The sequence below is a fragment of the Viridibacterium curvum genome (assembly GCF_039544165.1).
GTDB classification, from domain to species: Bacteria; Pseudomonadota; Gammaproteobacteria; order Burkholderiales; family Rhodocyclaceae; genus Viridibacterium; species Viridibacterium curvum.
The window spans coordinates 716,101-728,191 of record NZ_BAABLD010000008.1 but is presented as its reverse complement, the minus strand read 5'-3'; the positions used below and the strand labels follow the sequence as shown (position 1 = coordinate 728,191).

The following is a 12,091-nucleotide window of genomic DNA, read 5'->3' as shown; positions in this document are numbered from 1 at the left end:
TGACGGCCGGCCATGTTACACCCGGGGTTTGTCCGGATTCTTGCGCGTGCTGCGTGAAGGCAGTCGGGGTTATTGACGCATTACCGGGCGCAGCTGCCGTCGATGGCGTAAAATTCCTCATCTTTCAAGCATCTGCGCGCCCGACGTCGGTGACGCTATCAATTGGGTACGAAGGCCCGGTATTTCAATCGGGCATGATATGACCCTCTTTCCATCAGGGTGAGGCGTGAGCGTCGAGCCCGAGAGCCGGAACACCATGGAAGCCTGCAACCTCTCTCCCATCCGCGACATCATCGAAGACATCCGTGCCGGGCGCATGGTCATCCTTATCGACGATGAAGATCGCGAGAACGAAGGCGACATCGTCGTCGCCGCTCAGTACGCCACGCCCGAGGTCATCAACTTCATGGCCCGCCACGCGCGCGGCCTGATCTGCCTGACGCTCACCGAAGAGCGCTGCCGCCAGCTGGGCCTCAACCCCATGGCGCGCGACAACCGCAGCCAGTTCTCGACGGCCTTCACCGTCTCCATCGAGGCTGCCGAAGGCGTTACCACCGGCATCTCGGCGGCCGACCGTGCGCGCACCGTTGCCGCCGCCGTGGCCAAGTACGCCAAGCCGGCCGACATCGTGCAGCCCGGTCACGTCTTCCCCATCATGGCCAAGCCGGGCGGTGTGCTCGTGCGTGCCGGCCATACCGAAGCCGGCTGCGACCTCGCCGGCCTGGCCGGGCTGGAACCCGCCAGCGTGATCTGCGAAATCATGAACGAAGACGGCAGCATGGCCCGCCTGCCTGACCTGCTGGTCTTCGCCAAGGAACACGGCCTCAAGATCGGCGCCATCCGCGACCTCATCCACCACCGCTCGGCCGAAGAGAAGATGGTCGAGCGCGTGGCCGACAAGCCGGTGCCAACTGCGCATGGCGAGTTCCGCCTGGCTGCGTTCCGCGAGCGCATTTCCGGCGAGATCCACCTCGCCATGTACCTGGGCGAGATCCGCCATGACGTCGAAACCCTCGTGCGTGTGCACGAACCGGTCTCAGTGCTCGACTTCATCGACCCCGCCGGCACACGCCACAGCTACACCATCGACGAATCCCTGCGCCGCATTGCAGCGAATGGCCACGGTGCCGTGATCCTGCTGCGTCGTCCTGTCAGCGCCGAAGAGATGCTGGCGACGCTGGGCGTCGAGACCAGTCTGCCCACGCCCACCAAGTGGGACCCGCGCATTTTCGGCATCGGCGCGCAGATCCTGCGCGACCTTGGTGTCGGCAAGATGCGCGTCCTCGCCACGCCGCGCCGCATGCCCAGCATGTCCGGCTTCGGTCTTGAAGTCACCGGCTTCGAAGCCCCCTGATTCACAAGGATTCACCATGGCTCCCCGTTTCGAACACATTCCCGAAATCACGCCCCGTCTCGAAGGCAAATCGTTGCGCATCGCCATCGTGCTTGCGCGCTTCAACAGCGAAATCGGTGACAACCTGCTCAGCGGTTGCATTACCGAGCTGCTCACGCGCGGTGCCGACCCCGAGCATCTGCTCGTCGTCACCGTGCCCGGCGCGCTCGAACTGCCGCTGACCCTGCAGACCCTGGCGCGCAGCGGCCGCTATGACGCGCTGGTGGCGCTCGGCGCCGTGATTCGCGGCGATACCTACCACTTCGAAATCGTCTCCAACGAGATGGCCGCCGGTATCACCCGCGTTCAGCTCGACACCGGTACGCCCATCGCCAACGGCGTGCTCACGACTGAGGACGATGACCAGGCCGTCGCGCGCATGCACATCAAGGGTCAGGAATGCGCCCTAGTCGCCATCGAAATGGCCAACCTGCTGAAAGCCCTGCACTGACATGAACGACACCGTCCAGGTTGAAGAACCCAAGAAGTCCCCGCGTCGCCTCGCGCGCGAGCTGGCCATGCAAGGCCTCTACCAGTGGCGCATGAGCGGCAACTCCGTCGAGGTCGTCGAAGACCATCTCGAACAGGAGTCCGAGGCCTGGGCGCGCGCCGACAAGCCGCTCGCCCGCCTGCTGCTGCGTAGCGCCGCCGCACAGGCTGACGCTCTCGAAGCCCGCTTCCTGCCTTATCTCGACCGCCCGATCGGCGAAATCTCGCCCATCGAACGCGCCATCCTGCTGCTCGCCACCTACGAGCTCGCCGAGCGCATCGAAACGCCCTACCGCGTCGTCATCAACGAAGCCATCGAGCTCACCAAGTCCTTTGGCGGCACTGACGGCCACCGCTTCGTGAACGGCGTGCTCGACAAGCTCGCGCCGCAGCTGCGCGCGGCGGAAGTGGAAGCCAAGAACAAGCGCTGAGAAGAAACAGTGCCCACGATCCTGACGCATGCCGCCGTGCCACTGGCGGTCGGACTGGGTCTCGGACGCCCGCGCATTTCGAGACGCCTGCTCGCTGCAGGCGTTTTTGCATCCATCTGCCCGGACTTCGATGTCGTTGCCTTCAAGCTCGGCATTGCCTACACCGATGCGCTCGGCCATCGCGGCGCGACGCACTCCATCGTCTTTGCGGTGATGCTGGCAGTCTTCGCTGCATTGGCAGCAAGGCCACTGCAGGCCCGGCGCGCTGTGGCGGCGGCCTTCGTGTTCTTGTCCGCAGTCTCGCACACCCTGCTCGACATGTTCACCGACGGCGGTCTGGGTGTGGCGCTGTTCTGGCCGTGGTCCGACGAGCGACTGTTCGCCGCGTGGCGGTTCATCGAGGTGTCACCGATAGGTGTGCAGCGCATCTTCAGCGCGCGAGGCCTGACCGTGTTGTTGTCCGAGTTGCAGTGGGTGTGGGTTCCATCACTCATCCTGTGTGCGCTTATCCGCGTGCTGAGCAAGCGCCACGACAAGCTTGCTCGACACCCATGACCAGCGAATTCGACCTCATCCGCCAGCACTTCACGCGCGCGACGACGCACACCGATCTCGCTGTCGGTGACGACGGCGCCTTGCTGCGCGTCGCACCCGGCATGCAGCTGGTGGTGTCGACCGACATGCTGGTTGCGGGTACGCACTTCCTGCCCGACGCCGACCCTGCCGACATCGGCTGGAAGACGGCCGCCGTGAATATCTCCGACATGGCGGCGATGGCGGCGCAACCGCGCTGGATCACCCTGGCGTTGGCCTTGCCGGCCGCGGAAGTCGATTGGGTCGCGCGCTTTGCAGAGGGCTTTGCGGCCTGCTGTGCGGCGTTCAACGTCGACTGGATCGGCGGTGACACCACGCGCGGGCCGCTCAACCTGTGTGCCACGGTGTTTGGCGAAGTGCCGGTCGGGCGGGCGGTATTGCGCAGCGGCGGCAGTGCCGGCGATGACATCTGGGTTTCAGGGCAGCCGGGGCTGGCTGCGCTGGGACTGCAGGCTTTGTTGGGTCAGCGTGAGCTGGCTGGCGAAGCACGCACGAGTTGCCTCGCTGCCCTGCTTCGGCCACAGCCGCGCGTGGCCTTGGGTCTGGCACTGCGAAGTGTGGCAACGGCCATGCTCGATGTGTCTGACGGCTTGCTGGGTGATCTGCAGCACATCCTCGAACGCTCAGGCTGCGGTGCGCAGCTGGAGGAGGTCGCGCTGCCGCTCGCGCCCGTGCTGGCCGCCTGTGGTGATGCGCAGGCTGCGCGCGATGCACTGCTGCGCGGTGGTGATGATTACGAGCTGCTGTTTTGTACGCCATCGACGCAGCGCGATACGCTGCAGGCCCTGAGTGACAAACTGGCACTGCCACTCAGCCGCATCGGCTGTCTCGTGGAAGGTGAAGGCATCGTGCTGTGCAGGCAGGATGGTTCGCGTGAAGCACTGGCGGGGAGAGGCTATGACCACTTCGGAAAACCGGGCGGCAACTGAGCCGGCCGTTCAAGGCACGCCGCAGGGCGCGCTGGAATTCAGGCTGCTCGATCACGACAGCATGGGCCTGATCGTGCCGCTCTACGTCTCGGTGTTCAATGCCGAGCCCTGGAATGATGGCTGGCATCCGATGGTGGTGCTGGAGCGCCTGCAGGCCTTCGCGCAGTTTCCGCGCTTCGAATGCATGGTCCTGCTGTGCGACGGGCAACCGGTTGGCGCCGTGCTCGGCTGGGGCGAACGCTGGGTCAACAGTTGGGTATTCCACATCAAGGAGATGTTCGTTGACAGCGCGCAGCAGCGTCAGGGCTATGGCCGCTGTCTGTTCGAGGCCTTCGAGGTGTACCTGCGGCTCAAGGGTTTCACGGGTGCTTATCTGCAGACAGGTGAAGCCGCGCCGGCGCGGCAGTTCTATGAGCGCATGGGTTACGAGCGCTTCAACGTGGTGTCACTGCGCAAGCGGTTCGCCTGAGCGCGCGCAGAGCGTGATGCAGGGAGGGGCGTAGGGCGGACTTCAGTCCGTCATCAGTGGATCAAAACACGCCCGACGTTTTGCGCAGTGGGGTGTCCGATTGAAATCGCACCTACGAGGCGGGTGTAGCGAGTTTGCGCTGGTAGTCCCACATGCGTTCGCGCGCACGCCAGGCGTTGTGTTCGGCCAGACTCAGTTGTGAGCTGAACATGCCGGGCATGCCGCCCCAGATGCCGACGCTGTAGCGGTATTCGCGTTCAACCGCATCGCGTTGCGGGCCAGGCTTGAGGCGCGCGAGGTCGAGCTCCATGTTGCGGATGCGCTGGCGCAGTTGTTCGAGTTCCCGCTCCGCGCGCCATGCATCATTGCCAATACGCCAGCCCGGCAGGAAGGCGGCTTCCATGTCTGCCGGGCAGGTGCCGGTGGTGTAGTAATAGCCGCGGTAGCCGGCTTCGACTGCGTTGTGTGGCGTGCAGAACTGCTTCAGGCCTTGCTGGCGGCCGTTTTCCCACAGCGCGCTGTCGGGCTGGATGGCGTATTTGCCGCAGGCCTTGCGGTGATCGTCGAGGCGCTGCGCGGCGTAGCCGGCGAGGCCTTCTTTCTGGCCCAGCGCCTGCCAGTCGCCACGACGGCATTCGGCCTCGTTGAGTGAGGCGCAAGCACTCAGGGCAAGGCATAGCAGGGCGGGCAGCAGGCGGGTGAGAGGCATGGCTTCAATAACGCATCGGCGCCCGCTGTGATGACTCGTCAGGCAGCGGACTCGGTCGCCACGCCCACTTGCTGCCAGGCCTGCCACAGCAGGTCCGGCCTGGCGTCGCGCAGCAGGGCGGCGTCGGACAGCATGCGGCGGAAGCTGCGCGCGCCCGGCAGGCCGTTCGCCATCTGGAGGACGTGGCGCACGATGGCGCGCACCGGTGTGCCGCGTTCGCGCTGTTCGCGTTCGCAATAGGCCACCATGGCGGCGATCACTTCCTCGCGCGTTGGTGCCCAGTCAGCGTTGAACAGGCCGGCTTCCCACTCCACCAGCGACCAGGGGTTGTTGTAGGCCTCGCGGCCGACCATCACGCCGTCCACTTCGGCGAGGCGGTCCTGAATCATCGGCAGATTGGCGATGCCGCCATTGACGATGATTTCGAGCTGCGGGAAGTCGTGCTTCAACTGTTGCGCGAATTCGTACCGCAATGGCGGAATCTCGCGGTTCTCCTTGGGCGACAGGCCCTTCAGCCAGGCATTGCGGGCGTGCACGATGAAGGTCGCAGCACCCCCTTCGGCCACCGTGCCGACGAAGTCGCGCACGAAGTCATAGCTTTCCACCTGGTCGATGCCGATGCGGTGCTTCACGGTCACCGGAATGCTTACCGCGTCGACCATGGCTTTCACACCATCACGCACCAGTTCGGGCTCGTTCATCAGGCAGGCGCCGAAGGCACCGTTCTGCACGCGTTCCGACGGGCAACCGCAGTTGAGGTTGATCTCGTCGTAGCCCCATTGCTCGCCGAGCCTGGCGCTGTGGGCCAGCTCGGCGGGGTCGGAGCCGCCCAGTTGCAGGGCCACCGGATGCTCCTCGGCATTGAAATCGAGGTGGCGCGGCTGGTCGCCATGGCGCAGCGCACCGGTCGTGATCATCTCGGTGTAGAGCCAGGCGTGGGGCGCGAGCAGGCGGTGGAAGAAGCGGCAGTGCCGGTCCGTCCAGTCCAGCATGGGCGCGACCGACAGGGTGCGGGGCGGCAGTGCGGCGGGCTGAGCGGCTGAAGAATCAAGGGTTTGCGGTGCAGACATGGCGACATTCTAGCCGTCGGGCGAGGGCTGGGGTCAGGGCTGGAAAATGCCCTGGCAATCACTGTTTTAACAATTACTGCCTTGACAGCTAATTTCCGCAAGGCTAGATTGCTGCCAAGGCAATCATTGCAAGGACAGTGAAATGCAGTTCCAACCCGAAAACTTCAGGTTCGAAGAATCCCTTGGCTACCTCGTCGGCAAGCTGCGCGGTCTCATGCAGCTCGCGCTGGAAGAAGAGGTCGCCGATCTGGGCATCTCGGCCGCTCAGGCCATCGTGCTGATGCGCATCCAGCTCTACCCCGGCCTGCCGGCCGCCAAGCTGTGCCGCTTCAGTGGTTACGACACCGGCGCCATGACGCGCATGCTCGACAAGCTCGAAGACAAGGGCCTTGTCGCGCGTCAGCGCAGCGCGGCGGATCGTCGCGTGGTTGAACTCGAACTCACCGTTGCGGGCAGCGAGCTCTGCGCCAGGCTGCCCGAGCGCTTCTGCCGCATCGGCAACGTGCTGATGGAAGACATGGACCCCGAAGAGGTGGCCACGCTCAAGGGCCTGTTGCGCCGCACGCTCGACAAGGCCGAGCAGGCCTTTGCCCGCCAGGTGGCGCAAAGCGAAGGAGAGACCGAATGAGCGCCCTGCGTCATTCCCTGGTGCTGTCCGCGCTGGCGCTGGCCGTGTCGGCCTGCGTCTCGTCGCGCGGCATCGCCCCCACCGTGTCCCCGATGACTGTGCCGACTGCGCTGGGCAGCACGGCACGCCTGCAATCCGCTGCACTGCCCGGCGAGCGCTGGTGGCAGGCGCTGGGTGACCCCGCGCTCGACAGGCTGGTCGACGCCGCCCTGCGCGATGCACCCGGCATCACCGTGGCGGCCATGCGCCTGCAGCGCGCACGCATCGTCATCGACGCGGCCGAAGCCGCCTACGGCCCGGGTGTCACACTGAATGCCAACCCCACGCAGCAGCGCTTCTCCGAGAATCACCTGACGCCCAAGCCGCTGGCTGGTTCGGTGCGCACCAACAACCGTCTGGCGCTCGACTTCGCTGGCGAGATCGACCTCTGGGGCAAGCACAAGGCCGCGTTCGACGGTGCCGTGGCACAAGAGAAAGTTGCCGCTGCCGAACTCGCTGCAACGCGCCTCGCCATCTCCAGCGCCATCGTGCGGGCCTGGGGCGAGCTCGATCGCATCACGCACCAGCGCTCTCTCGTCAGCAAGCTGCTCGCCACGCGAGACACCGCGCTGGATCTGCAACGCCTGCGCGAGAAGGCAGGCTTCGAGCCCGGCGTCGAACGCGCGCAGACCGAAGCGGCAATGGCCGGCTTGCGCAGCGAACTGCGTGCGCTCGAAGAACGCGCCCTGACACAGCGCCACCTGCTCGCCGCACTCGCCGGTCTCAACCCTGCCGATGGTGAAACGCTGCCCGACCCCGTGCTGCGCGAGCTGCCGCCGGGCTTGCCGCAAGCCCTGCCGGCTGAACTGCTGGCACGTCGCCCCGAAGTCGTCGCTGCACGCTGGCGTGTCGAAGCGACGAGCAAGGATGCCGCCGTCACCAGAGCCGGCTTCTATCCCAACATCAACATCAGCGGCTTCATCGGCTTTCAGGCGCTGGGCCTCGACAAGTGGATCGAGTTCGGCTCGCGTGCCTATCAGGTGGGGCCGGTCATCAGTCTGCCCATCTTCGATGCAGGTCGCCTGCGTGCCACCTACGGCATGAAGACGGCTGATGTCGACGCCGCTGTCGCGCAATACAACCAGAGCCTCGTCGATGGACTGCGCGACATCGTCGACAGCCTCACCGCTTTGCAGGGTAGTGATGCCCAACTCACCGAACAGCAGACCGTGCGCGACAAGGCGCTCGAAGCCGCCACCCTGCTCGCACGGCGCGAGCAACGCGGCCTCATCAACCATCTGCCCGTGCTGAATGCGGACCTGCAGGTGCTGGGCGCCGAACGCAACCTCACCGATCTCGCGGCGCGTCGCTTCGACGCCCGCGTGCAGCTGGTGCGCGCGGTTGGCGGCGATGGTGCCGTCGCCCTAAAGGAATTGTTGCCCGCGCGTGCCGACGCGAACACCGCTTCAAAGAAGGATCAATCATGAGCCAGAACGAACAGACCTCCCCCAGCAACGCCGCGCCCGCTGCCCAACCCGTCGCAGCTATTGCGCCCGCCGCGCCAGCCCCCGGTGCCCGCAAGCGCGGCATGGCACGCCTTGCCGTCATCTTCCTGCTGCTGGCTGTTGCCGGCGCGGCATGGTGGTACTTCGTCCTGCGTGGTCACGAGAGCACCGAAGATGCCTACGTTGCCGCCCACGTCGTGCAGATCACGCCGCAAGTGGGCGGCACCGTCACCGCGGTGCGCGTCGACGACACGCAGAGCGTGAAGGCAGGTGATGTGCTGGTGCAACTCGACCCGGTCGATGCCCAGCTCGCCCTCAAACAGGCCGAGACAGCACTCGCCCAGAGCGTGCGCGAACTGCGTGGCGTGTATGCCAACCTCAACTCGCTGGGCGAGGCCATCAAGGTGCGTGAGGCCGAAGTCGCGCGCACCAGCGACCTGCTCGAACGCCGCGCCAGCCTTGCCGGTACCGGCGCCGTCGCGCAGGAAGAAATCGACCAGGCGCGCGAAGCCGACAAGGTGGCACGCGCTGCCCTGCGTGTGGCGCGCGAGCAACTCGCCGCCGCCAGCGTGCAGACCGCGGGCCTGAAGATCGAGGATCACCCCGCCGTGCAACGCGCCGCCAGCAAGGTCGAAGAGGCGGCCGTGGCACTCGCCCGCACCACCCTGCGTGCGCCCGTCGATGGCGTCGTGGCGCGTCGCAACGTGCAGCTCGGCCAGCGCATCGCTGCGGGGGCGCCGCTGATGGCCGTGGTGCCGCTCAACGATGTGTGGGTCGATGCCAACTTCAAGGAGAGCCAGCTGCGCGACATGCGCATCGGTCAGGCGGTGCGCGTCAAGGCTGACGTCTATGGCAGCAGCGTCGACTATGCCGGGCGCATCGTCGGCATGTCGGCAGGCACCGGGGCCATGTTCTCGCTGTTGCCCGCGCAGAACGCCACCGGCAACTGGATCAAGGTCGTGCAGCGTGTGCCCGTGCGTGTCGCGCTGGATGCCGAGCAGCTCAAGGCGCATCCCCTGCGCGCAGGCCTGTCGGTCGAAGCCGAAGTGGATGTGCGCCAGTCGGGTGGCGAGCCGGTGGCGGCAGCACGTGCTGAAGCGGCGCCGCTCGCCAGCGTCGACGAGGCCGTGCTCAAGGCAACCCATGAGCACATCGCCCGCATCATCCGCGACAACCTGGGCCGCTGAAGCCGTTTCGATCTGCCTACAAGACCGTCATTCCCGCCAGCTTTACTCCCGGTGAAACCGCATTCCGCGCCCCTCCCCCGCTTGCGGGGGAGGGGTTGGGGGAGAGGGCAAGAGCGGGAATCCAGCGGCGTTGAAAGTCACCGGGTTCCCGCCTTCGCGGGAACGACGAGCGCAATGACGGCATGAAAGTTCTTTGCTGTCAGCGCCATCGCAGCTGTGAGCCGTGCTTCAAGCACCACCGGAGTAAACCCATGTCAGCCCCCTCAGCCCCCGCAAGCCCCCACACGCCACCGCCTCCGCTTGAAGGCCGCGCGCGGACCATGGCGACCGTGGCCCTGTCGCTGGCCACGTTCATGAACGTGCTCGACACCACCATCGCCAACGTCTCCCTGCCTGCCATCGCAGGCGACGTGGGCGTGTCGCCCAATCAGGGCACCTGGGTCATCACATCGTTCGCCGTCGCCAATGCCATCTCGGTGCCGCTCACCGGCTGGCTCACGCAACGCTTCGGCGCGGTGCGGCTGTTCGTGGCGTCCATCCTGCTGTTCACGCTGGCCTCGCTGCTGTGCGGCCTGTCGACCAGCCTGCCCATGCTGATTGCCTTCCGCATCCTTCAGGGTGCGGTGGCCGGGCCGATGATCCCGCTGTCGCAGACCCTGCTGATGTCGAGTTATCCGAAAGAGAAAGTCGGCCTCGCGCTCGCCGCCTGGTCGATGACCACGCTGGTCGCGCCGGTCATGGGGCCCATCCTCGGCGGCTGGATCTCCGACAACATCTCCTGGCCGTGGATCTTCTACGTCAACATTCCCGCCGGCCTGCTCGCCGCCTGGGTGGTGTGGGGCATCTTCAAGACGCGCGAGACGCCGCGCCGGCTTGTGCCCGTCGACCTCGTCGGCCTCGTGCTGCTGGTGGTGTGGGTCGCCGCCCTGCAGCTCACGCTCGACAAGGGCAAGGAGCTCGACTGGTTCAATTCGAGCGAGATCATCCTGCTCGCCATCACCGCCTTCGTCGGTTTCTGCTTCTTCATTGTGTGGGAGCTGGGCGAGGCGCATCCTGTGGTCGACCTGCATCTGTTCAGGAAGCGTAACTTCACCGTGGCGACGCTCGCCGTGTCGCTGGGCTACGGCCTGTTCTTCGGCACCGTGGTGCTGATGCCGTTGTGGCTGCAGCAGTTCATGGGCTACACCTCGACCTGGGCCGGGCTGGCGACGGCGCCCATCGGCATTCTCGCCATCCTGCTCTCGCCCGTGGTCGGCAAGAACCTGCCGAAATTCGACGCGCGTTACGTGGCCAGCATCGCCTTCGTGATCTTCGCGCTGGTGTCGTTCATGCGCTCGCAATTCACCACCCAGGTGGATTACTGGACGCTGTTCCTGCCGCAGTTCATCCAGGGTGCGGCGATGGCGACCTTCTTCATCCCACTCGTGTCGATCAGCCTGTCGCAGGTCGCCCCGCAGCAGATTCCCTCGGCCTCGGGCGTGTCCAGTTTCGTGCGCATCACCTGCGGTGCGCTGGGCGCATCCATCTTCACGACGCTGTGGGAGAGCCGTGCCGGCCAGCACCACGCGCAGCTCGCCGAAGGCATCAACCCGTTCCGGCCCGAAGCCGCCAACACGCTTGCGCAGATGCAGGCCAGCGGCATGAGCGAACAGCAGGCCCTGAGCGTGATCGACCGCCTGCTGAACCAGCAGTCCTTCACCCTCGCGGCCGATGAGCTGTTCTGGGCCAGCGCGATACTGTTCGTGCTGCTCACGGTGACCGTGTGGTTCGCGACGCCGGTGCGCGGCGGCAAGGCAGGGGCCGGCGGCGACCACTGACAGCAGGTGCTCGGCCACATGGCGCGATGCAGTAAGCTCGTGCCATGTGGAAAAAACTGCGCATCCTGATCCTGCTTTTCATCCTCGCCACCGTGGCACTCAGTGCCTGGCGTGGTCAGGCCCGTGCCCGTGACTGGCACAACACCGTGCAGGTCGCCATCTTCCCCATCAATGGCGATGGCAGTACGGCAGCCGCCAAGCGCATCGCGGGTCTCAGCGATGACAGCTTCCGCGACATCGAAGAGTTCTTCGTCGAGCAGGCGCATGCCCATGGCGTGCGGGAGACGCATCCGCTGCGCGTCAGCCTGCAGCCGGCCCTGAACAGCCTGCCGCCGCGCCCGCCAAGTACCGGTAGCGCCTTCGATATTCTGGTGTGGAGCCTGCAGCTGCGCTGGTGGGCCTGGAAGCAGCCGGAAGGCAGCCCGCGCGCCGGCGTCCGCGCCTTCGTCATCTACTGGGATTCCACGCAGACCGAGGGCCGCATTCCCGATTCCCATGGTCTTGCCAAGGGGCAAATCGCCATCAGCAACGTGCATGTGCAACAGGACATGCAACGCACCAACAACGTGGTCATCGCGCACGAGATCCTGCACACCATGGCCGCGACCGACAAATACGGCCCCGACCTCATGCCCGTCTTCCCCGATGGTTTTGCCGAGCCCGGCGCCAGTCCGCGCTACCCGCAGCGTCTGTGCGAAATCATGGCAGGCCGCATTCCGCTGTCGGCGTCGCAACTCGAGATGCCGCACTCGCTCAAGGACTGCGTGATCGGCCCGGCGACGGCACGCGAGATCGGCATAACGCACTGAGGGACGAATGCTCAACCCCTCCCCTCCCTCCCCTTGTCAGGGGAGGGCGATCACACACGCCAGATCGTGCGCCTCCCCTGAC

Annotated in this window: 13 protein-coding genes; 11 read left to right on the top strand and 2 right to left on the bottom strand. The window is 65.8% G+C overall.

Features of this window, described 5'->3' with window-relative positions; genetic code table 11:
* Positions 1-256 precede the first annotated feature (256 nt).
* Genes ribBA through ABEA02_RS11105 form a run of 6 tightly spaced genes read left to right on the top strand, consistent with a single transcriptional unit; the run spans position 257 to position 4,305 of the window.
* Positions 257-1,354, top strand: a complete 1,098-nt coding sequence (ribBA, locus tag ABEA02_RS11130) for a bifunctional 3,4-dihydroxy-2-butanone-4-phosphate synthase/GTP cyclohydrolase II (protein WP_345533633.1) — start codon at positions 257-259, stop codon at positions 1,352-1,354.
* A 16-nt stretch (positions 1,355-1,370) separates the two neighbouring features.
* Positions 1,371-1,844: a 6,7-dimethyl-8-ribityllumazine synthase gene (gene ribH, locus ABEA02_RS11125; protein WP_345533022.1), complete on the top strand. Its 474-nt coding sequence runs from the start codon at positions 1,371-1,373 to the stop codon at positions 1,842-1,844.
* Position 1,845: 1 nt separating this feature from the next.
* Entirely contained in the window at positions 1,846-2,313 is a 468-nt protein-coding gene (gene nusB / locus ABEA02_RS11120; RefSeq protein ID WP_345533021.1) for a transcription antitermination factor NusB, read from the top strand.
* A 9-nt stretch (positions 2,314-2,322) separates the two neighbouring features.
* Positions 2,323-2,868: a metal-dependent hydrolase gene (locus tag ABEA02_RS11115; RefSeq protein WP_345533020.1), complete on the top strand. Its 546-nt coding sequence runs from the start codon at positions 2,323-2,325 to the stop codon at positions 2,866-2,868.
* Positions 2,865-3,836: a thiamine-phosphate kinase gene (thiL, locus tag ABEA02_RS11110; RefSeq protein ID WP_345533019.1), complete on the top strand. Its 972-nt coding sequence runs from the start codon at positions 2,865-2,867 to the stop codon at positions 3,834-3,836. The genes ABEA02_RS11115 and thiL overlap by 4 nt, the downstream gene beginning before the upstream one ends.
* On the top strand, positions 3,805-4,305 hold the full coding sequence (locus tag ABEA02_RS11105; RefSeq protein ID WP_345533018.1) for a GNAT family N-acetyltransferase: 501 nt from the start codon (positions 3,805-3,807) through the stop codon (positions 4,303-4,305). The genes thiL and ABEA02_RS11105 overlap by 32 nt, the downstream gene beginning before the upstream one ends.
* Before the next feature lie 112 nt (positions 4,306-4,417).
* On the opposite strand, the gene ABEA02_RS11100 is transcribed toward ABEA02_RS11105, so the two are convergent.
* Both ABEA02_RS11100 and dusA read right to left on the bottom strand, forming a co-directional pair.
* Positions 4,418-5,014: a DUF2799 domain-containing protein gene (locus ABEA02_RS11100; protein WP_345533017.1), complete on the bottom strand. Its 597-nt coding sequence runs from the start codon at positions 5,012-5,014 to the stop codon at positions 4,418-4,420.
* Between the two features lie 38 nt (positions 5,015-5,052).
* Complete coding sequence (gene dusA, locus ABEA02_RS11095) at positions 5,053-6,084, bottom strand: tRNA dihydrouridine(20/20a) synthase DusA (protein ID WP_345533016.1); 1,032 nt, start codon at positions 6,082-6,084, stop codon at positions 5,053-5,055.
* Between the two features lie 142 nt (positions 6,085-6,226).
* Between dusA and ABEA02_RS11090 the strand changes: the two genes are divergently transcribed.
* From ABEA02_RS11090 to ABEA02_RS11070, 5 genes are all read left to right on the top strand, one after another.
* The gene (locus tag ABEA02_RS11090; protein ID WP_345533015.1) at positions 6,227-6,712 is read left to right on the top strand and encodes a MarR family winged helix-turn-helix transcriptional regulator; all 486 of its coding nucleotides are present in this window, start codon (positions 6,227-6,229) and stop codon (positions 6,710-6,712) included.
* Positions 6,709-8,178: an efflux transporter outer membrane subunit gene (locus ABEA02_RS11085; RefSeq protein WP_345533014.1), complete on the top strand. Its 1,470-nt coding sequence runs from the start codon at positions 6,709-6,711 to the stop codon at positions 8,176-8,178. The genes ABEA02_RS11090 and ABEA02_RS11085 overlap by 4 nt, the downstream gene beginning before the upstream one ends.
* Positions 8,175-9,383, top strand: a complete 1,209-nt coding sequence (locus ABEA02_RS11080; RefSeq protein ID WP_345533013.1) for an HlyD family secretion protein — start codon at positions 8,175-8,177, stop codon at positions 9,381-9,383. Before ABEA02_RS11085 ends, ABEA02_RS11080 begins: the two co-directional genes overlap by 4 nt.
* A 251-nt stretch (positions 9,384-9,634) precedes the next feature.
* Positions 9,635-11,200: a DHA2 family efflux MFS transporter permease subunit gene (locus ABEA02_RS11075; RefSeq protein ID WP_345533012.1), complete on the top strand. Its 1,566-nt coding sequence runs from the start codon at positions 9,635-9,637 to the stop codon at positions 11,198-11,200.
* A gap of 44 nt (positions 11,201-11,244) precedes the next feature.
* Entirely contained in the window at positions 11,245-12,009 is a 765-nt protein-coding gene (locus tag ABEA02_RS11070; RefSeq protein ID WP_345533011.1) for a hypothetical protein, read from the top strand.
* Positions 12,010-12,091 lie beyond the last annotated feature (82 nt).